Raw genomic sequence first — 23,891 nt, 5'->3', positions numbered from 1 at the left:
GCCATGGCCGACACCGCCGGTCAGCGCGTGCGTCCCGCGAGGCCGCCCGGAAACCCTGTATCGGAATATATCCCGATATATCTTGACATCCGATATATCGAGACTTATATCGGAGCCCATGAGAAACCAACGCAACCCCGGCGGCAGAGGCCGCCATTTCACCCAGAACCATCAACACGAAGAGTGCCTGCCGCACGAGCATGCCCACGGCTTCGGCCATGGACACGGTCACCGCCACGGCGGAGGCGGCGGGCGCCACGGAAGCGGCCGGCTGTTCGACTATGGCGAATTGCGGCTCCTCGTCCTGGCGATGATCGAGGACGCCCCGCGCCATGGCTACGAGCTGATCAAGGCCATCGAGGAGCGCTTCGCCGGAAGCTATTCGCCGAGCCCGGGCGTCATCTATCCGACCCTCGCCTGGCTCGACGACATGGGCTATGCGGAGGTCGAGGCCTCCGAGGGCAGCCGCAAGAGCTACCACCTCACCGAAGAGGGCGCGGCGTTCCTGGCCGCCAACCGGGCGGCCGCGGACGCTCTGTTGACCCGCACGGGCGACGGCCATGGCGGCCGGCACGCAGGCGCTCCGGCGCCGGTGGTGCGCGCCATGGAAAACCTGAAGACCGCGCTGCGCCTCCGATTGCGCGAGGGTCCGGTCGATCCGCAGGCGGCAAAGGCCATGGCTGCCGCGATCGACAGGGCGGCAGCCGAGGTGGAGAACGCGGAATGAGCGGAACCGATGCCGCGATCGACGCCGCGCGCTTGCCGGGCGTCCACCGCGTCGCCGACATCGCGACGGAGCGGGCGAGCCGCTATCTGCAGCAGCTTGCCAAGCACTTCCAGCACAAGCTGCCGGTGACCTTCGACGAGACCACCGGGTCGATCGCCTTCGACGGCGGCACCTGTGCGATGGCCGCCGACGAGCGGGCGCTCACCCTTTACGTGGTCGCGCCGGACGCCGCGGAGGCCGACAGGCTCGCCGACGTGATCGAACGCCACCTTGTCCGCTTCGCGTTCCGCGACGAGATGGACATCAACTGGCGCGCCGGCTGACGGAAACGGAATTTCTGAGATAGGGAGCAGACGCCGGGGCCGATCGCCCCGGCGTTCTGTTTTGGACCGCTTGCGCGAAAGCGCTTTGCCAAAAGTTGATAGACTTTTTGGGCAAGAAATCGCGTGAATTTAACGGACTAAAGCTTGTTTCGTATTTCAGAAAAAACGCAACATGCTTTAGAGCAGGTCCTCAATGTCAAAGATGGTGCCGCCGATATTGATCTGCTCGACGCCGATCAGGAGATCGGTGCCGAGATGGCCGACATCGTCGGTGACCTGGACCGAACCATTGCCGAGGTCGGTAATGGTGTAGCGGTCGGGATCGCCGCCATAGCCCGCCGTATCCGTGCCGCCGCCGCCGACGAGGCGGTCGTCGCCGCGTCCGCCGCACAGCCAGTCATCGGCACCGCCGCCGAACAGCCGGTCGTCGCCGCCACTGCCGACCAGCCGGTCGTTGTGGCGGTTGCCGGAGAGCAAGTCGTCGCCGCCGCCGCCGAGGAGGAAATCGCGACCGTTGCCGCCCTTCAGCGTGTCGTCGTGGCGCCCGCCATCGAGGCTGTCGTTGCCGGCATGGCCCAACAGCTGGTCGCGCCCGCCGTCGCCGAACAGCGCGTCGTCGCCGCGCCCGCCGAGAACGGTGTCGTTCCCGGGGCCGCCATGCGCCTCGTCCGAACCGGTACCGCCACCCAGCCTGTCATTGCCCTTGGCGCCGGTGAGGGTGTCGTTGCCGGCTCGGCCGAAAAGAACGTCGGAGCCGCGCCCGCCGTCGAGATCGTTGGCCTCGGCGCGGTCATCGGTAAAGGAGCCCGGCGTCTGGTAGTCGGCGAAGTGCTCCAGATATTCGGTGATCCGGGTGTTGTAGGCGTCGCTGCCCACGTCGGTGCCGCCGGACTCGATGAAGTCCTTCAGCCCGCCGGTGCCGAGCAGGTGCGATGCGGCGATCATGCCGCTCTTGGTCAGCTCCACGCCGTTGAGCGTCTGGCCCGCATAGATGTCGAGGCCGAAATACTCGATCCGGTCCCACAGCAGCGCGAACCACTTCTGCGCGGCGTTGTTCTGCGCCGCCGGCGTGCCGAGGAATTCGGCGCGGCTGTCGATGCCGTCCTTGCCGGTGAAGCCGCCGGAAAAGTCGTTGTTGTAGGCGTTGCCGTCGGCAGACACATAGCCGAGGTCGATCAGCGCCGCCTCGCCGAACTGGTAGGCGCCGAGATAGCCGTAGCTGTTGACCGCCGAATAGTCGTTGCTGGACTCGCGTTCCCGCATTGCCAGCATGAAGTCGCCGTAACTGCCTGCCGCACCCATGGAAGGTCCCCCGTTTGAAACGCCGGATACCGGGGACTCTAGGGCAGGGGACATGTCCGGTGGATTAACGCCGCCGGCATTCTGTACGCGGTTGCCGACAGTTTTTCGTGCAGCGTTAATGCCGGGTTAAGCAAGCCGCTGCCGACCCCGGCCCGCGCGCAAGAACCGGCCGCACGGGGTGCGGCCGGTCTTTATTGTCCGAGAAAACGGAAAACCTAGCGCCGGATGACGATCCGGGTGTTGCGCATGCCGTGCTGGCGGATGAGCTGGTAGAGACGGCGCGCATTGGCCGGGTGCAGGCGCACGCAGCCGTGCGAGGCGGGGCGCCCGAGCCGGCGGATGGCGTTGGTGCCGTGGATCGCATAACCGCCATGGAAGAACACCGAATGGGGCATCGGCGAGTTGTGGTACTTCGACGAATAGTGCATCCGCCTCAGGACCTTGGGCCGGTAGGTGCCGACCGGCGTGCGGTAGCCGCGCCGCGCCGTGGACACTGGCCAGGAATAGGACTGCCGACCGTTGACGATGACGCGCATCTTCTGCTGTGAAAGATCGATCCTGGCAACAACAGAGGCGCTGGAAATGCCCGGGGTCAGCGTGAGAAACAAAAGGGAAACAACCGTCAGCAGAATGCGCTTCATATGACTTCTCCACCCGACGCGACTACTAGTGGGTAATCGCAAGACCTGCCGCTCTGCCCAAAAAATGCCATATTTTAGAATGGCTTTCAATAAACTGTCTGTGATTTGGCCTTGCCGGATGCGAAACGGGGTTAACCGATCGGGCCGGTATCTGTTTTCCGTCGGCCGGGAGGCGACCGCATCGGCTCAACGGTCCCGGGCGCGGGCGCAGTCGACGCAGAGCGTTGCCGACGGGTCGATCTCCAGCCGGCGCTCGGCGATGTCTTCGCCGCAGGACAGGCAGTAGCCGTAGTCGCCCCGGCCGAGCCGGTCGAGCGCGGCGGCGATGCGCGACAGCTCGGCGGCGCGCTGGCGCTCGTTGGCCGCGGCCATCGCCTGGTGCTGCATGGCGTCCATGCGCGACAACCGGCCGACGCTCTGCTGGTCGAGTTCCACCGCGCCGCGGCTCTCCGCCGAGGTTTCCGAAAGCGCCTGCAGTTCGTCGCGGCGGACGATCAAAAGCGCTCGGAAGCGTGGCAGCCGGTCCTCGTCCATGGCGTTCTCCCTATGGTCGCTCTTTCCTTCGGGTGCATGGGCCCAGCCTTGCCGGTTCGCGGCGGCACCGCAAGGCCAGGGCGGCGGGGGCGTCAAATCGCTCCGGTCCGGGTCGCTTTTCGCGTCCAGGGATGCTATCGGCTTGGCGCATGCGTTGTTTGCGGGGTGGGGTGAAACCATGACCATGTTGATCATCGGCCTGATGGCCTTTCTGGGTGTCCATCTGGTGCCGTCGATGCCGTCGCTGAAGGCACGACTGACCGGAACGCTTGGGGCCAACGGCTATCGCGCGGTCCATGCGGTGATCGCCCTCATCGGCCTGGTGCTGATCGTCTGGGGCTTCGGCGAGGCGCGGGCCGCCGGCGCGCCGGTGCTCTACGATCCGCCGCTGTTCCTGCGCCATCTCGTGCATCTTCTGATGCTGCCGGTGTTCATTCTGCTGATCAGCGCCTACGCCCATGGCCGCATTACGAGGGCCGTGCGCCATCCGATGGTGCTGGCCGTCAAGCTCTGGGCCTTCGCCCATCTCCTGGTCAACGGCGACCTGGCGTCCGTCGTCCTCTTCGGCTCGTTCCTGGCCTGGGGCGTCATTGCCCGCATTTCGCTGGCCCGGCGCGAGCGGGCGGGGCTGGTGACCGTCGCCGGCGGCCCGGTGCGCAACGACATCATCGCCATCGTCGGCGGCCTTGTGATCTACGGCGTCTTCGTTATGAAGGCGCACATCTGGCTGATCGGCGTTCCCGTCTTCTAGGGGCGAAAAGAGCGGGCGGCGGGTCGCCGCCTTTCTGCAACAGTCGCTCGGCAATGGCTGGCTGGGAGGATTCTTCACCGCCGCGCCTTGCGCGCCGCCTTGTTCTCGTCCAAAAGGCCGGCCAATGCGTCGGTCGTGCCGCATCTGCGGCCGGTTTCGGGCGCCCGCCCGGGGCGCCCGTCGCGGCGCCAAAGACGGTTTGCGAGAAAACCGTCAACCGGCTAATGTGGCGCCGCTTTTTCGGGTTACGGAGTGCACGTGCCGGCAGGTCACGGGGCGGAGGAATATGTCCGACATCTTTCGCGAAGTTGATGAAGATCTTCGCCACGAACAGTACAAGCGTCTTTGGGACAAATACGGCCTCTATGTCGTCGCCGTCGCCGTTCTCATCGTCGTCGGCACCGCCGGCTATCGTGGCTGGGAGGCCTGGGAGGCCTCGCGCTCCCGAGAAGCGGGCGACCGCTTCGTTGCCGCGCTGGACGCCGCCGATGCGGGCCAGCCGACCACGGCCGAGGAAACCCTGAACGGCCTCGCGGCCGACGCCCCGTCCGGCTACTCCGCGCTTGCCGAGATGCGCGCCGCATCGCTCGCCGCCGAGACCGGCAACGTCGAGGACGCGATCACGTCGTTCCGGGCCATCGCCGACAACGGCTCCCTCGGCAAGCCGCTGCGCGATGCCGCCCGCATCCGCGCCGGCTACCTGATGGTCGACACGGCAAGCTTCGACGACCTCAAGGCCTATCTGGCCGCGCTCGCCGCCACCGGCGAGCCGTGGCGCCATTCGGCCCGCGAGATCATCGGCCTCGCCGCCTATAAGGCCGACGACTTTGCCGCGGCGAAAGAAAATTTCGAGGAGATCGTCGCCGATCGCGGCGCCCCGCAGGAACTGCGCCAGCGCGCCGAGATCATGCTGGGCCTGCTCGGATCGCGCTCCGGTGCGCCCGCAGACAGCACCGCGGCGGATGATGCCGGCACCGAGGCGCCGGCCGAACCGACCCCGCAACAAGGCACCGACGGCAAGGATCAGTAAGCATGGCACCAACGACCCGTCGCGGCCTTCTCGCCGCCTCCCTCGTCCTTGCGTTCAGCACGGTCGCCGGCTGTTCCAGCCTGGAGGACCTCAACCCGTTCCGCGAGAAGGAGGTCATCCTTCCCGGCGAGCGCCACACCCTGTTCGAGGGGGCAGACCCGGTAAAGAACGTCTCCAACGGCACCGCCTCGATCGGCGGCGCGCGTGACCTCTCCCAATGGCCCCAGTCGGGCGGCGATGCCGCCAACAACCCTGGCAACGTCGCTGTTGCCGGCGGCGGTGGCCGGGCCTGGCGCGTCAAGGCCGGCTCGCGCGGCCTGATCAGCGGCTTCGGCTCGCTGACGAGCGAATCCTTGCGCGTGGCCGCGCGGCCCATCGTCTATGGCGGACGCATCTTCACATACGATCCCAATGGCCAGGTGACGGCCCTGTCGACCGGCGGCGGCCGCGCCTGGAGCGTCTCGGTCCGTCCGGAAGGCGAGGACGACAACGCGGCCGGCGGCGGACTGGCCGCCGATTCCGGCCGTATCTTCGCGGCCACCGCGTTCGGCCAGGTCGTCGCGCTGGATGCCGGCTCCGGCCAGGTGCTGTGGCGGGCAGGGCTCGCCGCTCCGGCGCGCAGCGCCCCGGCGGCGGTCGGCGGCAAGGTCTTCGTCGTCACCCAGACCAACCAGCTCTACGCCCTCAACCAGGCCGACGGCGAGGAACTGTGGACCTATCGCGGCATTCCCAACACCGGCGGCGTGCTGTCGTCGGCGAGCCCGGCCGTTTCCGGCGACACCGCCATCTTCCCGTCGATCTCCGGCGAAGTGATCGCGATGTCGATCGCCAAGGGCGAGCCGAAATGGAGCGATGCCGTCTCCCGGTCCTACCGCATCCACTCCCTGTCGGGCCTGTCCGACGTCTCGGCAAGCCCGGTGATCGCCGGCGGCACGGTCTACACGACCGGCATCGCCGGGCGCATCGTCGCGCTGAACCTTTCCGACGGTTCGCGCATCTGGGAGCAGGGGGTCGGCAGCGTGCACACGCCGGTGGTCTCCGGCAACGCGGTGTTCCTGGTCGATCTCGAGGACCGGGCCGTGGCGCTCGACCGCTCCTCCGGCAAGCTGGTCTGGGCAACTCAACTGCCGCGCGGCGACGACAAGGACGACCTGAAGATCTGGGCCGGTCCGGTGCTGGCCGGCGGCCGGCTGTGGTTCGCCTCCAGCGGCAGCAAGCTGATCGCCGTCAACGCCACCAACGGCAGCATCGCCGCCACGACCGATATCGGCGAGCCGACCTACATCTCGCCGATCGCGGCGAACGGAACCATCTTCGTGCTTTCCGGCGACGGCACGCTGACTGCGTTCCGTTAGAGCCGGAAGGCCGGGACCGCACCATGGTCGCTACCGTCGCCATTGTCGGCCGGCCCAATGTCGGCAAATCGACGCTCTTCAACAGGCTCGTCGGCAAGCGCCTGGCGCTGGTCGACGATCGCCCGGGCGTGACCCGCGACCGCCGCGAGGGACGGGCGAAGCTCGGCGATCTCACCTTCACCGTCGTCGATACGGCGGGGCTGGAGGAATCCGATGCCGACAGCCTGACCGGCCGCATGCGGGCTCAGACCGAGGAAGCCGTGAAGGCCGCGGACCTCGTCCTCTTCATGATCGACGCGCGCGCCGGCGTCACCCCGCTTGACCAGCATTTCTCCCAATTCCTGCGCGGTTTTTCGACCCCCGTCACCCTTGTCGCCAACAAGGCCGAGGGCCGGGCCGGCGACGCCGGGCTCTACGACGCCTTCTCCCTCGGCCATGGCGAGCCGGTGGCGCTGTCGGCCGAACATGGTGAGGGGCTCGCGGATCTCTTCGACGCGCTCGATGAAGCCTTCCGCGGCATCGGCATCGACACCGCGCCGGCGGACGTCGAGGCCGACGAGGCCGTTGTCGAGGTCGACGTCAGCGACGACGACGAGGGCACGGAACCGACGATCGATCCGAAGAAGCCGCTGAGGGTCGCCATCGTCGGCCGCCCGAATGCCGGCAAGTCGACCCTCATCAACGAGATGATCGGCGAGGAGCGGCTGCTCACCGGGCCGGAAGCCGGCATCACGCGCGATTCCATCTCCGTCGACTGGAGCTGGAAGGGCCGCAACATCAAGCTGTTCGACACCGCCGGTATCCGCCGCAAGGCGCGGGTCCAGGAAAAGCTGGAAAAGCTCTCGGTCGCCGATGCGCTGCGGGCGATCCGCTTTGCCGAGGTGGTGGTCGTGCTGCTCGATGCCATGAAGCCGTTCGAGCGCCAGGACCTGTCCATCGCCGACCTTGTGGCGCGCGAGGGCCGTGCCGTCGTCATCGCCGTCAACAAGTGGGACCTGGTGGAGGAGCCGCAACCGGTGCTGAAGGAGCTTCGCACCGAATGCGAGCGGCTTCTACCGCAGCTTCGCGGCGTGCCGCTGGTGCCGATCTCCGGCATGACCGGAAAGGGCATCGACAAGCTGATGAAGGCGGTTTCTGACGCCTACGAGGTATGGAACCGCCGCGTTTCCACGGCAAAGCTCAATCGCTGGCTGGAGGTCTCCACCGCCCAGCATCCGCCCCCGGCGGTCTCCGGGCGCCGCATCCGGCTGCGCTACATGACGCAGGCCAAGGCCCGGCCGCCCCACTTCGTCGCCTTCTGCTCGCGCCCTGAATCCCTGCCGGACGCCTACACCCGCTACATGGTCAACGGCCTGCGCGACGCCTTCAACCTGCCCGGCATCCCAGTCCGCCTGACCCTCAGGAAGGGCGACAACCCCTACGCCTCGAAGAAGAAGAAACGGTCGTAAGAGACTGTTTTATAAGGTATATCCATCGTCATTGCGAGCGAGCGAAGCGAGCGCGGCAATCCAGGGGCCGCGCGCTCCGAGCAAGCCGCTCTGGATCGCCGCGTCGGCCTGACGGCCTTCTCGCGATGACGACTTCGCATGGTTCCGCTCAAGGCGCGCCGCGTCAAAACCCGATCACAGGGGCCGCGTCGTCCGGCGTCGGCATGCCCGGTGTCAGGAACGTGCCGGTCGGGTAGTCGAAAATCTTGCCGGTGACGTCAGTTGACGGCGAAACGAGGTCCAGGATCGCCGGCGCCAGCTCGCTCGGATGCGGCAGCGTCTCCGGGTCCTCGCCCGGCATGGCGCGGGCGCGCATGCCGGTGCGGACCGGGCCGGGATTGAAGAGGTTGACGCGGGTCGGCGAGTTGCGGGTCTCCTCCGCATAGGTGCGCGCCAGCGCTTCCAGCGCCGCCTTGGAGACCGAATAGATGCCCCAGAACGCCCGGCACTTGTGCGCGGCGCCCGACGTCATGAAGGCGATGCGGGCCGCCTCGGACCGCTTGAACAGCGGATCGAAGGAGCGGATCAGCCGCCAGTTCGCGGTGACGTTGACGGCGAGCGTCTGCTCCCAGGTTTTGATCTCGATATGGCCGAGCGGGGCAAGTTCGCCGAGGAGCCCGGCATTGCCGACGAGGATGTCGAGCTTGCCCCAGCGCTCGTAGATCGTGGCGCCGAGCCGGTCGAGGGCGTCATAGTCGGTGAGGTCGAGGGGCACCAGCGTGGCGGAGCCGCCCGCTTCCCGGATCTCGTCGTCGAGATCGGTGAGGCCGCCCTCGGTGCGGGCAACGGCGATGACGTGCGCGCCGGCCTCGGCCAGCGCCTTGGCGGTGAAATAGCCGATACCGCGCGAGGCGCCGGTAACGACCGCGATCTTGTCGGCAAAAGGCTTGGTCATATTCTGAAGGGTCCGAAAATCTTGTGGTCCGGTCAGCCGGCTTCGGCGAGAAGCGAAAGCTGGCGGACCGTGGTGTTGTTGGAACGATCCGTGAGCCGGGTCGGATAGTCGCCCGTGAAGCAGGCATCGCAGAATTGCGGCTGCTCCGCATTGCGTTTTGTCTCGCCGACGGCGCGATAGAGCCCGTCGATTGTCAGGAACGCCAGGCTGTCGACCTTGATGTAGTCGGCCATCTCCTCGATCGACATGCGCGAGGCGAGCAGCTTACTCTTTTCCGGGGTGTCGACGCCGTAGAAGCAGGAATTCATGGTCGGCGGGCTGGCAATCCGCATATGCACCTCGCCGGCGCCGGCCTCGCGCACCATCTGCACGATCTTCAGCGACGTGGTGCCGCGGACGATGGAATCGTCGACGAGGACCACGCGCTTGCCCTCCAGCATCTTGCGGTTCGCGTTGTGCTTCAGCTTCACGCCGAGATGGCGGATGTGGTCCGACGGCTCGATGAAGGTGCGGCCCACATAGTGATTGCGGATGATGCCGAGCTCGAAGGGAATGCCGGCCTCCTGGGCGTAGCCGATGGCGGCCGGCGTGCCGGAATCCGGCACCGGGATGACGAGGTCGGCGGGCATGCCGGATTCGCGGGCAAGTTCCGCGCCGATGCTCTTTCGGACCGAATAGACGTTGGTGCCTTCGACGATGGAATCGGGCCGGGAAAAATAGACGTACTCGAAGATGCAGAAGCGCGGCTTCTGCTCGATGAACGGGCGGATGCTCTCAAGCCCGCCTTCCTCCGTGATGATGACCATCTCGCCCGGCTCGATGTCGCGCACGAAGCGGGCACCGATGATGTCCAGCGCGCAGGTCTCCGAGGACAGGACATAGGCGCCGTCGAGGTCGCCGAGGACCAGCGGGCGCACGCCGAGCGGATCGCGGCAGCCGATCATCTTTTTCTCCGACAGCGCGACGATGGCGTAGGCGCCTTCGAGCTGGCGCAGCGCATCGACGAAGCGCTCCACGAGGTGGCCCCTGTCGCTGGTCGCCGTCAGGTGGATCAGCGTCTCCGTGTCGGAGGTCGACTGGAAGATCGAGCCGCGCTTCTGCAGCATGCGCTGCAGGGTCAGCGCGTTGGTGATGTTGCCGTTATGGGCGACGGCGAAGCCGCCGGCGGCGAATTCGGCGAACAGCGGCTGGACGTTGCGCAGCACCGGCGCGCCGGTGGTGGAATAGCGGGTGTGGCCGATGGCCTTGTCGCCGGGCAGCCGCTCGATCACCGAGGCCTTGGTGAAATGGTCGCCGACGAGGCCGATATGGCGCTCGGTGTGGAACTGCTGGCCGTCGAAGGAGACGACGCCCGCCGCCTCCTGGCCGCGGTGCTGCAGGGCGTGCAGGCCGAGCGCGGTGAGGGCGGTCGCATCCGGGTTGCCGAAGACGCCGAAGACGCCGCATTCCTCATGCAGCTTGTCGTCGTCGAAGGGATTGGTGGACAGTTCCACGGGATCGGGACCGCTCATGGCGTCTCCAAAAAGCCGGACGCCGGCTGAGGGGCCGGCGTCGTTTGCGATGCTGTGTTACTGCGCGGTGCCGTCGGTCGACTGGATCAGTTGGTCGAGGCCCTGGCGCTCGTTGTTGCGATAGTTCGCGTCCTGGTCAGCCTCGGCACCGTCGGCGGCCGGGGTCGTGCTCGTGGTGCGTCCGCGGTTGCGCAAGCGGTCGAGCAGCTTGCGTTCCGGGTCTTCCGGCAGCGCCGCGATCAGCTTCTGTCCGATCGAGTTCAACAGCGGCATCGACTTGGCGCTCGCCACCCAGCGCGGCTGGGTCTCCGGCGGCACTGCCCAGTTGAAGAACAGCATGGCGACGACGACCAGAAGCAGGCCGCGCACCGCGCCGAACACGAAACCGAGGGTGCGGTCCAGTGCGCCGATGCGGCTGTCGAGGACGTAGTCGGACACGCGCATGGTGATATAGGACACGACGATCAGCGTGACCAGGAAGATCGCCGCGCCGGCCGCGACCTGGGCGACCATGTCGTGGCTGATGTACTGTTTGGCGAAGGGAACGAGCTGCTTGTAGAACAGGATCGCGACGACGAAAGCGATTGCCCAGGACGCGATCGACAGCACTTCGCGCACGAAGCCGCGGATCATCGCCAGAAGTGCCGAGATCAGCATCACAAAGATAAGCAGTCCATCGAAAATGGTGATCGGCATCGTTCGTCGGTCTCCGATGCGCGGGTCCCAAAAAGGCGGGACGGGCGCCCGTTCAATCATCCAGATCCTGGCCGGCCGGAAGCGCGTTCCTCGCGCCGTCGCGGACGGGTGGACCGTCAGCCCTGTCGCCTGCCGTGACCACCCTGGCGACCAGGTCGGCGAGATCGTCGACCCCGGTCAGGACGGCACCGCTGGCGGTGTCGGCATCCGGTTTCGTTGCCGCCGCGGCCACGGCGCGGGCAAAGCCGAGCTTGCGCGCTTCCTTCAGGCGGGCGGTGGCGTGCGCAACCGGCCGGACGGCGCCGGACAATGCGACTTCGCCGAAATAGACGGTCTCGGAGGCAAGAGCAACCCCGCTTGCAGACGAGATCAGCGCCGCGGCAACGGCAAGGTCGGCCGCCGGTTCGTTGATCCGGAGACCGCCGGCAACCGCGAGATAGACGTCATGGGTGCCGATCCTGAGCCCGCAGCGCGCTTCCAGCACCGCAAGGATCATGGAAAGCCGGCCGGAATCCCAGCCGACGACGGTGCGCCGCGGATTGCCGAGCGGCGAGGGGGCAACGAGCGCCTGGATCTCCACAAGCAGCGGGCGCGTGCCCTCCATGCCGGCAAAGACGGCGGCCCCCGGCGTCTCGCCGTGCCGGTCGCCGAGGAACAGTTCGGAGGGGTTAGGCACCTCGTTGAGGCCGGAACTGGTCATCTCGAAGACGCCGATCTCGTCGGTCGGCCCGAAGCGGTTCTTGACGGACCTGAGGATCCGGAACTGGTGGGCGCCGTCGCCCTCGAAATAGAGCACGGCGTCGACGAGGTGTTCGACGACGCGCGGGCCGGCGATCTGGCCGTCCTTGGTGACGTGGCCGACCAGGACGACGGCGGCGCCGGAATTCTTGGCGTAGCGCACCAGAGCCTGGGCCGACGCACGCACCTGGGTGACCGTGCCGGGCGCCGATTCCACCGTGTCGGTCCACAGCGTCTGGATCGAATCGACGATGACGAGGGCCGGCGTCGGCACATCCTTCAGGGTGGCGAGGATGTCCTCGATATTGGTTTCCGCGGCAAGCTGCACCGGCGCGCCGGAAAGGCCGAGCCGCTCGGCCCTCAGCCGGACCTGGGCGATCGCCTCCTCGCCGGAGACGTAGATGACGCCAGAGCCGGCCTTGGCGAGCGATGCACAGGCCTGCAAGAGCAGGGTCGACTTGCCGATACCCGGATCGCCGCCGATGAGAAGGGCCGAGCCGCGCACGAAGCCGCCGCCGGTGACCCGGTCGAGTTCGGCAATGCCCGCTGTGATCCGGGGCGCCTCGGCCTCCGTTCCCGCAAGCGGCACCAGCGGGACGACCCGGCCGCGCGAGGAGGCGCCTTTTTTCGGGCCGGCGCCGATGCCACCGGTCGCCGATTCCTCGACGATCGTGTTCCACTCGCCACAGCCCTCGCAGCGCCCGGCCCAGCGCGCGGTGACGTTGCCGCAATTCTGGCAGACATAGCTGACGGCGCGACGGGCCACGCTCAGGCCCCGCCGCCGAGATAGGTGCGGCGGTAGCGCCGGCCGAGCCCGGTCAGCAATTCGTAGCCGATGGTCTCGGCCCGGTCCGCGACCTCGTCGACGGGAACGTTCGGCCCGAACATCTCCACCCAGGCGCCGCGATGGGCGACGGTTTCCGGAATGCCGGTGACGTCGATGGCGATGAGGTCCATGGAGACGCGCCCGACAAGCGGCGCATCGAAGCCGCCGAGATGGACGCGGGCGCCGGGCGCGGCATCGGTGGAGCCGGCGCGGCGGTGGTAGCCGTCGGCATAGCCGATGGCGACGACGGCGATGCGCGACGGTCGCTTCAGCGTCTCGGTCGCGCCGTAGCCGACGGTCTCGCCGGGATTGCCGTTGCGGATCTGGATGATGCGCGCCTCAAGCGTGACGACCGGGCGCATCGGATTGTCGATGCCGGAAATCGCCTCACCGCCATAGAGCGCGATGCCGGGGCGCAGGAGATCGAAATGGGCGCCCGGTTGACCGAGCACGCCGGCGGAATTGGCGAGCGAGGCCTTGAGGCCCGGAAACAGCGCGCGGATTTCGGAAAATCGGGCGATCTGCTGCGCCGTCAGGTCGTGGCCGGGAGCATCGGCGCAGGCGAGGTGGCTGATAAGGAGCCTGGCGCCCATCGCCTCCACGCGCGCCGGGTCGCCGGCAAGCGCACGCGCCTCGTTCAGCGTCAGGCCGAGCCGGTTCATGCCGGTGTCCACATGGATGCCGCAGGGAACGGCGTTGCCGGACGCGCGGCAGAACGCCTCCCACTCGCCGATCTCCTCCATGCTGCCGAGGACGGGCCGGATGCCGGCCGCGGCAAGGGCCGGGCCGTTCTCTTCAAAGAGCCCGCCGAGGAGGTAGATCGTTGCTTGCGGCGCGACGGCGCGGGCGCGCAGTCCTTCGTCCGGGAGCGCAACGAAGAAGGTCGTGCAGCCGGCGGCCTGGAGGGTCTCGGCCGCGCGCTCAAGGCCGATGCCGTAGCCGTCGCCCTTGACGACGCCGGCGCACACGGCCGCCGGCGCCTTCGATGCCAAGAGCCGCCAGTTGGCGCCGAGCGCGTCGAGGTCGATGGTCAGCCGGCCGCCGGCAAGATCGTTGGTGGTTTCGGCGAAATTCAAGGAACTAGTCCATGCGTGCCGGCAGATGGTCGTCGGCAAGGAGGTTGGAGAAGCGGGTGACGTCGGCGTCGAACTGGAGCTGGATGGTGCCCGTCGGGCCGTGGCGCTGCTTGCCGATGATCAACTCGGCGATGCCGGCCACCCCTTCCATCTCCGCCTGCCACTTGAAGAATTCCTCGGTGCCTTCCTTCGGCATCTTGTTCTTCAGATAGTACTCCTCGCGATAGACGAACATGACGACGTCGGCGTCCTGCTCGATGGAGCCCGATTCGCGAAGGTCGGCGAGCTGCGGGCGCTTGTCGTCGCGCGACTCGACCTGGCGCGAGAGCTGGGAGAGCGCCAGGATCGGCACGTTCAGCTCCTTGGCCAGCGCCTTCAGATTGGTGGTGATCTCAGTGATCTCCTGGACGCGGTTTTCCGACGCGCGCCGGCTGGAGCCCTGGAGGAGCTGCAGATAGTCGATGATGACGAAGTCGAGGCCGCGCTGGCGCTTCAGCCGGCGGGCGCGGGCGGCGAGCTGGGCGACATTGAGGCCGCCGGTCTGGTCGATATGCAGCGGCACCGACTGGATCTCGCGTGAGACGGCGGCGAGCTGGGCGAACTGGTCTTCGTCGATGGCGCCGCGGCGGATCTGGGACGAGGGGATGCCGGCCTGTTCGGCGAGGATACGGGTGGCCAGCTGTTCCGACGACATTTCCAGCGAGAAGAAGCCGACGACGCCGCCGTCGACGGTCGTAAACGTGCCGTCCGCCTGTTCCTCGCCGCGATAGGCCCTGGCGACGTTGTAGGCGATGTTGGTGGCGAGCGAGGTCTTGCCCATGGCCGGGCGGCCGGCAAGGATGATCAGGTCGGACGACTGCAGGCCGCCGATCAGCCGGTCGAGGTCGTCGAGGCCGGTGGCGAGGCCGGACAGGTGTCCGTCGCGCTGGTAGGCAGCGGCGGCCATGTCGATGGCGGCGGCGAGCGCGTCGGTGAAGGTGCTGAAGCCGCCGTCGAACTTGCCGGTCTCGGCCAGTTCGAAGAGCCGGCGTTCGGCGTCCTCGATCTGCGCGTTCGGCGGCATGTCGACCGGTGCGTCGAACGCCGTGTTGACCATCTCCTCGCCGATCCGGATGAGGTTGCGGCGGGTGGCGAGGTCGGCGATCGAGCGGGCGTAGTCGACGGCGTTGATGACGGTGGTGGCATCGGCGACGAGGCGCAGCAGATACTGGGTGACCGGCAGCTCGCCGATCCGGTGATCGACCGGAAAGAAGGTCTTGACGGTGATCGGCGAGGCGACCTTGCCGGCGCGGATCAGCTCGGCGACGCGGGTGTAGATTTCCCGGTGCGGCTCCAGGAAGAAATGGCGCACCTCCAGGAAGCCGGAAATGCGATCGAACGTCTCGTTGTTGACGAGGATCGCGCCCAGCAACTGGCGTTCCGCCTCCACATTATGCGGGGCGACGCGCTGGGTCGGCAGATTGTCGATCGAACGGGCGGTCGAGGCCATGGACTTCCTTCCTTCACACCCTTGTTCGATAGCGCGAAACGTCCCTGGAAAGGACTCGCGCGCCCGCGGCAAATGGGGTTATCGCCGGTATCCACAGACGGCAAAGAATCGCGGCGCGAATCCGCGTCCGGGCGCGCCCGGTCCTTGACTCGGGATTGTCGGCGACAGGCGGTGAGTCTAACGCGATTCGCGGTCAGATTATGTCGGCAATGGATGTCGCTTGGGGCCTATTCGCCGGCCAGGTTGACCGGCTGGCGCCGGTTCTCGCATGCACGCAGTTCATCCGCCCGCTGCTCCATATAGCGCCGGGTCAGCGGCAGCGCGGTCTGGTCCTTCACCAACTGGATCTGGAACACCATCAGGTCCTGGTAGCGGAACGCGCATTCGGAGGCGGCGAGATAGAATTCCCACATCCGGCAGAACCGCTCGTCATAGATCTTGGCGGCCTTGTCCCAGTGCTGCATGAAGCGCCGGCGCCACTCCTTCAGCGTCTCGGCGTAATGCAGGCGCAGGATCTCCACGTCGCTGACCTTGAAGCCGGAGCGCTCGATCACCGGAATGACCTCCGACAGCGCCGGGATGTAGCCGCCCGGGAAGATGTATTTGCGGATCCAGGCGTTGGTGTAGGACGGCCCGTCGAAGCGGCCGATGGAATGGAGCACGAAGACGCCGTCATCGGCGAGCAAGTCGAAGCACTTGGCGAAATATTCCCTGTAGTGGTTCGTGCCCACATGCTCGAACATGCCGACCGAGACGATGCGGTCGAAGGTCTCGTCTAGGGTCCGGTAGTCCTGCAGGCGGAAGTCGACATGGTCGGCCGCGCCGTGCTCCTCGGCGCGCCGGCGCGAGGCCCGGTGCTGCTCCTCCGAAAGGGTGACGCCGGTGACTTCGCCCTTGGCGATTTCGGCGAGATAGAGCCCGAGGCCGCCCCATCCGGACCCGATGTCGAGCACCCTGTTGCCGTGGTCGAGGGCGAGCTTGGCTGCCAGCCGGCGCTTCTTGTCGAGCTGGGCCTCTTCCAGGCCGGTTTCCGGCGACGAGAAATAGGCGCAGGAATACTGCCAGTCCTCGTCGAGGAAGAGTTCGTAGAGCCGGCTGTCGAGGTCGTAATGGTGGGCGACGTTCTCGCGGGCGCGGGTGAAGGTGTTCATCTGGCGCAGCCGCCGCGTGGCATATTCCACATAGCCCTGCAGGCGGGCGAGCGGCGTCGGCCCCGCCTGTTGCATGTTCGACATGACCAGCGCCAGGAAGTCGTAGAGCGAGCCGACCTCCATGATCAGCTTGCCGTCCATATAAGCTTCGCCGAGGCGCAGTTCCGGATTGAAGACGAAGGCCTTGTAGGCGGACGGATCGGCGAGGCGGATGCGGACAAGCTCTCCGGTGTTGTCGCCGAAGCGGTGGAGGGCGCCCCCCGCGTCGATCACCTCCAGGCGTCCGAACCGGACGACGTATCGCAAGGCAGCCTTCACCAACCGGAACATGAGGCCCTCCGGTATCCAACGCATCATCTTTGAATCCCCGACATCACGCCTCCCGCCGTCGCTCCCGCAAGCGCCGCCGGGTCCACTGTAGTCATTCTAGAACGCGTCACCTGACAAAAATATAGGGCAAATCTGTATACAGCGGCAAGCCGGCTTCCGACGAAAGACGACCCTGACGCGACGTCGACAGGCAGCGACTGCGCCGCAATCCGATCGGAAAAAGGCGGTTTTCGCGGGCGGCGGGAACTCGGCGGCGGCAAAGAAAAACGCCGCGCCAGGGGTGCCGGCGCGGCGTTCGATTCTTGAAGCTGCAGGAAAGGGAGGCTTAGTCCTCGCGGGCCTCTTCCTCGTCCGAAGCCGCCGGCTCTTCGGTCTCGGCGGTTGCCTCTTCCTCGTCTTCCTCGTCCTCATCCTCGACGTCGAGCACGAAGCCCTCGTCGCGCTGGGTCAGGTCCTCGCCGCGGGCCTGGCGTTCGGCCTCGTCGGTCGAGCGGGCGACGTTCATGGTCACCGTGACCTCGACTTCCGGATGCAGCGCGACGATGACGTCGTGCATGCCGATGGTCTTGATCGGCTGGTTGAGGTCGACCTGGCTGCGTCCGATGGTGAAGCCGCCGGCGTCGAGCACCTCGGCGATGTCGCGGGTCGACACCGAGCCGTAGAGCTGTCCGGTCTCGCCGGCCTGGCGGATGGCGACGAAGGTCAGGCCTTCGAGCTTCTTGGCGACCGCCTCGGCTTCCTGCTTGCGTTCCAGGTTGCGGGCCTCGAGCTGGGCGCGCTGCGACTCGAAACGCTTCTGGTTGGCCTCGGTCGCACGCAGCGCCTTGCCCTGGGGCAGAAGGAAGTTGCGGGCATAGCCCGGGCGGACCTTCACCGTGTCGCCCATCTGGCCGAGCCTGGCGATGCGTTCCAACAGGATCACTTGCATTGGGTTTCTCCTTGCCGTCTGTCCCGCGGGGGAAACCGTTTCCCGTCGCGGTTAGAGGCGGGCGCCGGCAATGGGCGCGCCGCCCCAAAGGGAGGTCGGACGGGATCCGTCCGGCCGGCTTACTTGATCACGTAGGGCAGAAGCCCGAGGAAGCGGGCCCGCTTGATCGCCTTGGACAGCTCGCGCTGCTTGCGCGCGGAGACCGCGGTGATGCGGCTCGGCACGATCTTGCCGCGCTCAGAGACGTAGCGCTGCAGGAGCTTGATGTCCTTGTAGTCGATCTTCGGTGCGTTGGCGCCGGAGAACGGGCAGGTCTTGCGGCGACGGAAGAACGGACGCCGGGTCGGAAGCTGTGCGATATCAACCATGGTCTGTTCTCCTTACTGCTCGCCGCCGCGCGAGCCGCGGTCGTCGTCACGCCGCGGTCCGCGATCGTCGTCGCGGCGCGGGCGGTCGCCGCGGTCGCCTCGCTCCGGACGGTCGCCCCGCTCGGGACGGTCCCGGCGCCGGCGGTCGTCGCGGTCACGCTTCTGCATCATCGCCGAGGGGCCTTCCTCGAACTCGTCGACGCGCACGGTGAGATAGCGCAGCACGTCCTCATTGAGGCGCATCTGGCGCTCCATCTCGGCGATGGCGGCGTGCGGCGCCTCGATGTTCATCATCGCGTAATGCGCCTTGCGGTTCTTCTTGACGCGGTAGGCGAGATTGCGGATGCCCCAGTTCTCGACCTTCTTGATGCTGCCGCCGTTCTCCTCGATCAGCGTCTTGTACTGGTCGACGAGCTGTTCGGCCTGCTGCCCGGAGATGTCCTGCCGGGCAAGGAATACATGTTCGTAAAGTGGCATGAAGCCGCCTTTCCTTTTCGTTGCGCAGCCCGGCGCCAAGCCCCTTCGAAGCCTCCAGGAAAGGCTCGATGGTCACCTTCGAGAGCGGGAACACGGGAAGCCGGATCGCCTGATCGATCCTGCCGGCATGACACCGGACCTTCCGTTCAGCCCCCGGCCGAGCGGCTGATTGAAGCGTGAGCGATATACCCCAATGTTGAGGAAAAGCAAGGCGAAACTGTCGCGGACGGTCGATTTCGCGGCCCGCGGCCTTGACAGCGCTGGATTGGGCCGTCACTTGACCTGCCAGAATTTACGACGAACAACGACACCGATAAACGGGCATTCTCAGGAACCCCATGGCAGTTGCATTCACATTTCCGGGCCAGGGCAGCCAGGCCGTCGGCATGGGCAAGGCGCTGGCCGAGGCCTTTCCCGAAGCGCGCGCGGTCTTTGAGGAGATCGACGAGGCGCTTGGCGAAAACCTCACCGACATCATGTGGAACGGGCCGGAAGACCGGCTCACCCTGACGGCGAACGCCCAGCCGGCGCTGATGGCCGTCAGCCTTGCCGCGATGCGGGCGCTGGAAGCGCGCGGCGTCACGGTCGCCCGCAGCGCGTCTTATGTTGCCGGCCATTCGCTCGGCGAATATTCCGCGCTTGCCGCCGCCGGCAGCTTCGGCCTTGCCGATACCGCGCGGCTCCTGCGCATCCGTGGCCAGGCCATGCAGGAAGCGGTGCCGGTCGGCGAGGGCGCCATGGCGGCCGTCCTCGGCCTCGACCTTGAGGTTCTGAAAGAGGTGGCCGAGCAGGCCTGCCAGGGCGAGGTCTGTTCCGTTGCCAACGACAACGCCCCCGGCCAAGTGGTGATCTCCGGCCGCAAGGCTGCCGTCGAACGGGCTGCCGACATCGCCAAGGGCAAGGGCGCCAAGCGCGCCATGCTGCTTCCGGTGAGCGCGCCCTTCCATTGTCCGCTGATGGCGCCGGCCGCCGATGTCATGGCCGAGGCGCTCGCCGGCGTGGAGATCGCCGCGCCGGCCGTGCCGCTCGTCGCCAATGTCGTTGCCGGCCCGATCAGCGACCCGGCGGAGATCCGCACCCGGCTCGTCGACCAGGTCACCGGTTCGGTGCGCTGGCGCGAGTCGATCGGCTGGCTCGCCGACAACGGCGTCACCACCCTGGTCGAGATCGGCTCCGGCAAGGTGCTGACGGGCCTTGCCAAGCGGATTGCCCGCGGTATCGAGGCGATCGCCGTCAACACGCCGGAAGACCTGGATGCGCTCGCTGAAAAGCTGGCCTGACGCCAAGATATAGAAGAGGACCATCCGATGTTCGATCTGACGGGCAAATACGCATTGGTCACCGGCGCCAGCGGCGGCATCGGCGGCGCCACCGCGCGCGCGCTCCACGCGCAGGGCGCGACCGTGACGCTCTCGGGCACCCGTGCCGAACGGCTCGAGGGCCTTGCCCATGAGCTTGGCGAGCGGGTGCATGTGGTCGCCTGCGACCTGTCCGACCGCGATGCCGTCGATGCCCTGGTGCCCAAGGCCGAAGAGCTGATGGGCCGGCTCGACATCCTCGTCAACAATGCCGGCATCACCCGCGACAACCTCTTCATGCGGATGAAGGACGACGAGTGGGACAAGGTGCTCGAGGTCAACCTGACCGCCAGCTTCCGGCTCACCCGGGCGGCCGTCAAGGGTATGATGAAGCGCCGCTACGGCCGCATCGTCGGCATCACCTCCGTCGTCGGCGTCACCGGCAATGCCGGCCAGGGCAACTACGCCGCGACCAAGGCAGGCCTCATCGGCATGTCGAAATCGCTCGCCCAGGAGGTCGCCAGCCGGGGCATTACCGTGAACACGATCGCCCCCGGCTTCATCGAGACGGCGATGACCGATGCGCTCAATGAAAAGCAGCGCGAAGCGATTCTGGCATCCGTTCCCGCCGGCCGTCTCGGCAGCGGTGCGGACATTGCCTCCGCGGTGGTCTATCTGGCCAGCGACGAAGCCTCATACATGACCGGCCAGACACTTCATGTGAATGGCGGTATGGCTATGATTTAAAAGGAAAAATGCCTGCGACGCAAAGCCACTTCCGGAATGCTCCGGGTGGTCTTTCGGCGTCTGGTCAAGCATAGGAAAGTGTGTTACCAACCGCCACGTCAAATGACGGCGTTTTGGTCAGTGAGCGCCGAAAAGCAACCGATCTGAAGGTCGAAAGCTTCCGGCTCCGATCAACGGATGATCCTCCAGGGAAACCAGGATCGTATTGCGCGCACGGGATTATCCCGTCGACCCAGGAACCGTGAAAGAGACTAGGGACTATTGAAATGAGCGAAATCGCTGAGCGGGTGAAGAAGATTGTCGTCGAGCATCTTGGTGTTGATGCCGACAAGGTCACCGAGAATGCTAGCTTCATCGACGATCTCGGGGCCGACAGCCTGGATACGGTCGAGCTCGTGATGGCCTTCGAAGAGGAATTCGGCGTTGAAATTCCGGACGATGCCGCCGAGACCATCCTGACCGTCGGCGATGCCGTCAGCTTCCTGGAGAAGAACACCGCATAACGTTACGCGGTTTCCCCTCTCGGAATGGTTGTTGAAACAAGCTGTCGGTAGTTCGTATGAGGCGAGTCGTCGTCACCGGAATCGGAATGGTCACGCCGCTTGGCTGTGGCGTTGATGTTACCTGGAACCGCATTTTGGCCGGCAAGAGCGGCGCCGTGCGGGTCGAGCATTTCGAGGTGTCGGATCTGCCTTGTCAGGTGGCCTGTCTCGTGCCGCGTGGCGACGGATCCGACGGCAGCTTCAACCCGGACGACTGGATGGAGCCGAAGGAGCAGCGCAAGGTCGATGACTTCATCGTCTACGCGATGGCGGCGGCGGACCAGGCGATCGCGGACTCCGGCTGGTCGCCGGCAGGCTACGAGGACCAGATCCGCACCGGCGTCCTGATCGGCTCCGGCATCGGCGGTCTCAAGGGCATCGAGGACGGCGCCTTCACGGTTCGCGACCGCGGACCGCGACGGCTGTCGCCGTTCTTCATTCCCGGCCGTCTGATCAACCTCGCCTCCGGCTACGTCTCCATCCGCCACCAGTTGAAGGGCCCGAACCACGCCGTTGTGACGGCCTGCTCTACGGGTGCGCACGCCATCGGCGATGCCTCGCGGCTGATCGGCCTCGGCGATGCCGAGGTGATGGTGGCCGGCGGCACCGAATCCCCGGTCTGCCGGCTTGCCATGGCGGGCTTTTCGTCCTGCCGGGCACTGACCACCGGCTTCAACGACCGGCCGCTGGAGGCCTCCCGGCCCTACGACCGGGACCGCGACGGCTTCGTCATGGGCGAGGGCGCCGGCGTCGTCGTGCTCGAGGAATACGAGCACGCCAAGGCACGCGGCGCCAAGATCTACGGCGAGATCATCGGCTACGGCATGTCCGGCGACGCCTACCACATCACGGCGCCGGCGGAAGACGGCGACGGCGCCTATCGCTGCATGAAGGCGGCGATCGAACGGGCCGGCGTGACGCCGCACGACATCGACTACGTCAATGCCCATGGCACCTCGACGCCGCTCGGCGACGAGATCGAGCTCGGCGCCATCCATCGCCTCGTCGGCGATGCCGCGGACGGCATCACGATGACGTCGACGAAGTCGGCGACCGGGCATCTGCTCGGCGCGGCCGGCGCGGTCGAGGCGATCTTCTCGCTGCTTGCCATGCGTGACAGCGTCGTGCCGCCAACGATCAACCTGGAAAACCCGTCGGTCGAGACCAGGATCGATCTCGTGCCCAAGGTCAAGAAGTCGATGAATGTCGACGTCGTCCTGTCGAATTCCTTCGGTTTCGGCGGCACCAACGCCTCGCTGATCTTCAGGAAGGTCGCGTGAGGGGCGGCGGTGCGACCCGGTATCCGCCCTTTTGCCATATTCGTTCCGGAGTCTTTTTCGCGTGACCGGCTGAACGCCGCGCGGCCGGACAAGGCCGGCGCCAAGGAGGATCCTGCAGGCCATGTCTGACAATCCGGAAACCGGCCATCGCCTCAATCCGCGCAGCCCCCGCGAGGCGATCCAGCCCGAGCCGGCGCCGCCGCCGCCGGGACGCTCGCGCCATGTGCGCAACCCGGTGGTCATGCTCCTCAACCTGATCATGACGCTCCTCGTCGTCGGCATCGTCTTCGGCGGCGCCTTCCTCTACTGGGGCAAGCTGCAGTTCGACGAGCCCGGCCCGCTGGCCCAGGACAAGACCATCATGATCCCGCAGGGCGCGACGCTGGATTCCATCACCGGCTCGCTGGAACGCCAGGGCGTGATTTCCGAGGGCTGGGTGTTCTCCACCGGCGTACGCATCTACAAGAACGCGGCAAGGCTGAAGGCGGGCGAATACCTGTTCAAGGCCCGCGCCAGCATGCAGGAGGTGATGGACACCATGGTGGAGGGCAAGGCCATCCTCCACGGCGTCACCATTCCCGAAGGCTTCACCAGCGAGCAGGTCGTCGCCCGGCTCAACGCCAACGACATCCTGATCGGCGACCTGACGGCGATCCCGCCGGAAGGCTCGCTGCTGCCGGACACCTACAAGTTCAACCGCGGCACGACGCGCCAGCAGGTCATCGAGCGCATGAAGAATGCACATGAGCGCGCGCTCGACGAGATCTGGAACCGGCGCGCCGACGACCTGCCGATCGAGACGCCGGAGGAACTCGTCATCCTCGCCTCGATCGTGGAAAAGGAGACCGGCCGCGCCGACGAGCGCAGCCGGGTCGCCGGCGTCTTCATCAACCGGCTGAAGCGCGGCATGCGTCTGGAATCCGATCCGACGATCCTTTACGGGCTGCATGGCGGCTCCGCCTGGCAGGAATCGCGGACCATCCTGCGCAGCGAGCTGAACAAGCCGAACGACTACAACACCTACCAGATCAACGGCCTGCCGCCGGGCCCGATCGCCAATCCGGGCCGCGCCGCCATGGAGGCCGTCGCCAATCCCTCGCGCACCGACGAGATCTTCTTCGTTGCCGACGGCACCGGCGGTCACCAGTTCTCCTCGACCCTGGAACAGCACAACCGCAACGTCGCGCGCTGGCGCGAGGTCGAGAAGAAGCGCCGCGAGGAGGCCGAAAAGGCTGCGGCGGAAAAGGCGGCCGGGGAAAACGGTTCACAAGAACAGTCGCAAGACGGTGCCGACACCGGAAACGGCGAGGCACCGGCCGCCAACTGACGCGCATCGCGGCGCGTCCCGATGCGCCGGCGATCCCGTCCCAACAGAAGGGCGGCCGCGGC

The 23,891-nt window shown here is 66.7% G+C and carries 24 protein-coding genes; 11 read left to right on the top strand and 13 right to left on the bottom strand.

The annotated features are described in order from the left end of the window. Window positions 1-118: 118 nt before the first annotated feature. Both CH339_RS04470 and CH339_RS04465 read left to right on the top strand, forming a co-directional pair. Entirely contained in the window at window positions 119-727 is a 609-nt protein-coding gene (locus CH339_RS04470) for a PadR family transcriptional regulator (protein ID WP_111433089.1), read from the top strand. After that, entirely contained in the window at window positions 724-1,050 is a 327-nt protein-coding gene (locus CH339_RS04465) for a DUF2218 domain-containing protein (RefSeq protein WP_111433088.1), read from the top strand. Before CH339_RS04470 ends, CH339_RS04465 begins: the two co-directional genes overlap by 4 nt. 177 nt (window positions 1,051-1,227) lie before the next feature. Here the strand turns inward: CH339_RS04465 and CH339_RS04460 are convergent, their stop codons facing one another. The 3 genes from CH339_RS04460 to CH339_RS04450 form a co-directional block, all read right to left on the bottom strand. Next, window positions 1,228-2,352, bottom strand: coding sequence for a calcium-binding protein (locus CH339_RS04460; RefSeq protein WP_170138403.1), 1,125 nt, complete (start codon window positions 2,350-2,352; stop codon window positions 1,228-1,230). Window positions 2,353-2,567: 215 nt separating this feature from the next. Continuing rightward, window positions 2,568-2,993 carry a L,D-transpeptidase gene (locus tag CH339_RS04455; RefSeq protein ID WP_111433086.1) on the bottom strand — a complete coding sequence of 142 codons (426 nt, stop codon included), beginning with the start codon at window positions 2,991-2,993 and terminating at the stop codon, window positions 2,568-2,570. 186 nt (window positions 2,994-3,179) lie between these two features. Beyond that, a complete protein-coding gene (locus CH339_RS04450; RefSeq protein WP_111433085.1) occupies window positions 3,180-3,527 on the bottom strand; it encodes a TraR/DksA family transcriptional regulator in 348 nt (115 codons plus the stop codon). Window positions 3,528-3,705: 178 nt separating this feature from the next. Between CH339_RS04450 and CH339_RS04445 the strand changes: the two genes are divergently transcribed. The 4 genes from CH339_RS04445 to der all read left to right on the top strand — a co-directional run bounded on the left by CH339_RS04445 (window position 3,706) and on the right by der (window position 8,111). Next, window positions 3,706-4,278 carry an NnrU family protein gene (locus CH339_RS04445; RefSeq protein WP_111433084.1) on the top strand — a complete coding sequence of 191 codons (573 nt, stop codon included), beginning with the start codon at window positions 3,706-3,708 and terminating at the stop codon, window positions 4,276-4,278. Window positions 4,279-4,564: 286 nt separating this feature from the next. Beyond that, window positions 4,565-5,308, top strand: coding sequence for a tetratricopeptide repeat protein (locus tag CH339_RS04440; RefSeq protein WP_170138402.1), 744 nt, complete (start codon window positions 4,565-4,567; stop codon window positions 5,306-5,308). A 2-nt stretch (window positions 5,309-5,310) separates the two neighbouring features. After that, on the top strand, window positions 5,311-6,663 hold the full coding sequence (locus CH339_RS04435) for an outer membrane protein assembly factor BamB family protein (RefSeq protein WP_111433082.1): 1,353 nt from the start codon (window positions 5,311-5,313) through the stop codon (window positions 6,661-6,663). A gap of 23 nt (window positions 6,664-6,686) precedes the next feature. Next, window positions 6,687-8,111 (top strand): ribosome biogenesis GTPase Der, encoded by a 1,425-nt coding sequence (gene der / locus CH339_RS04430; RefSeq protein WP_111433081.1) that lies wholly within the window; start codon window positions 6,687-6,689, stop codon window positions 8,109-8,111. Window positions 8,112-8,274: 163 nt separating this feature from the next. On the opposite strand, the gene CH339_RS04425 is transcribed toward der, so the two are convergent. From CH339_RS04425 to rpsF, 10 genes are all read right to left on the bottom strand, one after another. Then, complete coding sequence (locus tag CH339_RS04425; RefSeq protein ID WP_111433080.1) at window positions 8,275-9,045, bottom strand: SDR family NAD(P)-dependent oxidoreductase; 771 nt, start codon at window positions 9,043-9,045, stop codon at window positions 8,275-8,277. Between the two features lie 32 nt (window positions 9,046-9,077). Beyond that, window positions 9,078-10,556, bottom strand: coding sequence for an amidophosphoribosyltransferase (purF, locus tag CH339_RS04420; RefSeq protein ID WP_111433079.1), 1,479 nt, complete (start codon window positions 10,554-10,556; stop codon window positions 9,078-9,080). A gap of 57 nt (window positions 10,557-10,613) precedes the next feature. After that, complete coding sequence (locus CH339_RS04415) at window positions 10,614-11,252, bottom strand: CvpA family protein (protein WP_111433078.1); 639 nt, start codon at window positions 11,250-11,252, stop codon at window positions 10,614-10,616. 52 nt (window positions 11,253-11,304) lie between these two features. Then, entirely contained in the window at window positions 11,305-12,756 is a 1,452-nt protein-coding gene (gene radA / locus CH339_RS04410) for a DNA repair protein RadA (protein WP_111433077.1), read from the bottom strand. A 2-nt stretch (window positions 12,757-12,758) separates the two neighbouring features. Beyond that, window positions 12,759-13,892 carry an alanine racemase gene (gene alr, locus CH339_RS04405; protein WP_111433076.1) on the bottom strand — a complete coding sequence of 378 codons (1,134 nt, stop codon included), beginning with the start codon at window positions 13,890-13,892 and terminating at the stop codon, window positions 12,759-12,761. Between the two features lie 4 nt (window positions 13,893-13,896). Beyond that, a complete protein-coding gene (locus tag CH339_RS04400; RefSeq protein WP_111433075.1) occupies window positions 13,897-15,381 on the bottom strand; it encodes a replicative DNA helicase in 1,485 nt (494 codons plus the stop codon). 227 nt (window positions 15,382-15,608) lie between these two features. After that, window positions 15,609-16,889 (bottom strand): cyclopropane fatty acid synthase, encoded by a 1,281-nt coding sequence (locus CH339_RS04395; protein ID WP_276329875.1) that lies wholly within the window; start codon window positions 16,887-16,889, stop codon window positions 15,609-15,611. Between the two features lie 298 nt (window positions 16,890-17,187). After that, window positions 17,188-17,790 carry a 50S ribosomal protein L9 gene (gene rplI / locus CH339_RS04390; RefSeq protein ID WP_111433073.1) on the bottom strand — a complete coding sequence of 201 codons (603 nt, stop codon included), beginning with the start codon at window positions 17,788-17,790 and terminating at the stop codon, window positions 17,188-17,190. Window positions 17,791-17,909: 119 nt separating this feature from the next. After that, window positions 17,910-18,158 carry a 30S ribosomal protein S18 gene (gene rpsR / locus CH339_RS04385; RefSeq protein ID WP_111433072.1) on the bottom strand — a complete coding sequence of 83 codons (249 nt, stop codon included), beginning with the start codon at window positions 18,156-18,158 and terminating at the stop codon, window positions 17,910-17,912. Window positions 18,159-18,170: 12 nt separating this feature from the next. Next, complete coding sequence (gene rpsF / locus CH339_RS04380; RefSeq protein WP_111433171.1) at window positions 18,171-18,635, bottom strand: 30S ribosomal protein S6; 465 nt, start codon at window positions 18,633-18,635, stop codon at window positions 18,171-18,173. A 338-nt stretch (window positions 18,636-18,973) separates the two neighbouring features. On the opposite strand from rpsF, the gene fabD reads away from it, so the two are divergent. The 5 genes from fabD to mltG all read left to right on the top strand — a co-directional run bounded on the left by fabD (window position 18,974) and on the right by mltG (window position 23,829). Next, window positions 18,974-19,915 (top strand): ACP S-malonyltransferase, encoded by a 942-nt coding sequence (fabD, locus tag CH339_RS04375; protein WP_111433071.1) that lies wholly within the window; start codon window positions 18,974-18,976, stop codon window positions 19,913-19,915. 27 nt (window positions 19,916-19,942) lie between these two features. After that, window positions 19,943-20,680: a 3-oxoacyl-[acyl-carrier-protein] reductase gene (gene fabG, locus CH339_RS04370; RefSeq protein WP_111433070.1), complete on the top strand. Its 738-nt coding sequence runs from the start codon at window positions 19,943-19,945 to the stop codon at window positions 20,678-20,680. Between the two features lie 266 nt (window positions 20,681-20,946). Further along, window positions 20,947-21,183, top strand: coding sequence for an acyl carrier protein (locus CH339_RS04365; RefSeq protein ID WP_111433069.1), 237 nt, complete (start codon window positions 20,947-20,949; stop codon window positions 21,181-21,183). A 56-nt stretch (window positions 21,184-21,239) separates the two neighbouring features. Then, window positions 21,240-22,502, top strand: coding sequence for a beta-ketoacyl-ACP synthase II (fabF, locus tag CH339_RS04360; RefSeq protein ID WP_111433068.1), 1,263 nt, complete (start codon window positions 21,240-21,242; stop codon window positions 22,500-22,502). A gap of 121 nt (window positions 22,503-22,623) precedes the next feature. After that, window positions 22,624-23,829 (top strand): endolytic transglycosylase MltG, encoded by a 1,206-nt coding sequence (gene mltG, locus CH339_RS04355; protein WP_111433067.1) that lies wholly within the window; start codon window positions 22,624-22,626, stop codon window positions 23,827-23,829. The last annotated feature ends 62 nt before the right edge of the window (window positions 23,830-23,891 follow it).

The organism is Rhodobium orientis (assembly GCF_003258835.1).
Taxonomy (GTDB): domain Bacteria; phylum Pseudomonadota; class Alphaproteobacteria; order Rhizobiales; family Rhodobiaceae; genus Rhodobium; species Rhodobium orientis.
Note: the sequence above shows the minus strand (reverse complement) of the source record. Positions and strands in the feature narration are given on the sequence as shown.

What these genes read in the sequence shown, in the direction of transcription:
- CH339_RS04470 (WP_111433089.1), top strand. Translation starts at nt 119, where the DNA reads ATGAGAAACCAACGCAACCCCGGCGGCAGAGGCCGCCATTTCACCCAG.
- CH339_RS04465 (WP_111433088.1), top strand. Translation starts at nt 724, where the DNA reads ATGAGCGGAACCGATGCCGCGATCGACGCCGCGCGCTTGCCGGGCGTC.
- CH339_RS04460 (WP_170138403.1), bottom strand. Translation starts at nt 2,352, where the DNA reads ATGGGTGCGGCAGGCAGTTACGGCGACTTCATGCTGGCAATGCGGGAA.
- CH339_RS04455 (WP_111433086.1), bottom strand. Translation starts at nt 2,993, where the DNA reads ATGAAGCGCATTCTGCTGACGGTTGTTTCCCTTTTGTTTCTCACGCTG.
- CH339_RS04450 (WP_111433085.1), bottom strand. Translation starts at nt 3,527, where the DNA reads ATGGACGAGGACCGGCTGCCACGCTTCCGAGCGCTTTTGATCGTCCGC.
- CH339_RS04445 (WP_111433084.1), top strand. Translation starts at nt 3,706, where the DNA reads ATGACCATGTTGATCATCGGCCTGATGGCCTTTCTGGGTGTCCATCTG.
- CH339_RS04440 (WP_170138402.1), top strand. Translation starts at nt 4,565, where the DNA reads ATGTCCGACATCTTTCGCGAAGTTGATGAAGATCTTCGCCACGAACAG.
- CH339_RS04435 (WP_111433082.1), top strand. Translation starts at nt 5,311, where the DNA reads ATGGCACCAACGACCCGTCGCGGCCTTCTCGCCGCCTCCCTCGTCCTT.
- der (WP_111433081.1), top strand. Translation starts at nt 6,687, where the DNA reads ATGGTCGCTACCGTCGCCATTGTCGGCCGGCCCAATGTCGGCAAATCG.
- CH339_RS04425 (WP_111433080.1), bottom strand. Translation starts at nt 9,045, where the DNA reads ATGACCAAGCCTTTTGCCGACAAGATCGCGGTCGTTACCGGCGCCTCG.
- purF (WP_111433079.1), bottom strand. Translation starts at nt 10,556, where the DNA reads ATGAGCGGTCCCGATCCCGTGGAACTGTCCACCAATCCCTTCGACGAC.
- CH339_RS04415 (WP_111433078.1), bottom strand. Translation starts at nt 11,252, where the DNA reads ATGCCGATCACCATTTTCGATGGACTGCTTATCTTTGTGATGCTGATC.
- CH339_RS04400 (WP_111433075.1), bottom strand. Translation starts at nt 15,381, where the DNA reads ATGGCCTCGACCGCCCGTTCGATCGACAATCTGCCGACCCAGCGCGTC.
- CH339_RS04395 (WP_276329875.1), bottom strand. Translation starts at nt 16,889, where the DNA reads ATGATGCGTTGGATACCGGAGGGCCTCATGTTCCGGTTGGTGAAGGCT.
- rplI (WP_111433073.1), bottom strand. Translation starts at nt 17,790, where the DNA reads ATGCAAGTGATCCTGTTGGAACGCATCGCCAGGCTCGGCCAGATGGGC.
- rpsR (WP_111433072.1), bottom strand. Translation starts at nt 18,158, where the DNA reads ATGGTTGATATCGCACAGCTTCCGACCCGGCGTCCGTTCTTCCGTCGC.
- rpsF (WP_111433171.1), bottom strand. Translation starts at nt 18,635, where the DNA reads ATGCCACTTTACGAACATGTATTCCTTGCCCGGCAGGACATCTCCGGG.
- fabD (WP_111433071.1), top strand. Translation starts at nt 18,974, where the DNA reads ATGGCAGTTGCATTCACATTTCCGGGCCAGGGCAGCCAGGCCGTCGGC.
- fabG (WP_111433070.1), top strand. Translation starts at nt 19,943, where the DNA reads ATGTTCGATCTGACGGGCAAATACGCATTGGTCACCGGCGCCAGCGGC.
- CH339_RS04365 (WP_111433069.1), top strand. Translation starts at nt 20,947, where the DNA reads ATGAGCGAAATCGCTGAGCGGGTGAAGAAGATTGTCGTCGAGCATCTT.
- fabF (WP_111433068.1), top strand. Translation starts at nt 21,240, where the DNA reads ATGAGGCGAGTCGTCGTCACCGGAATCGGAATGGTCACGCCGCTTGGC.
- mltG (WP_111433067.1), top strand. Translation starts at nt 22,624, where the DNA reads ATGTCTGACAATCCGGAAACCGGCCATCGCCTCAATCCGCGCAGCCCC.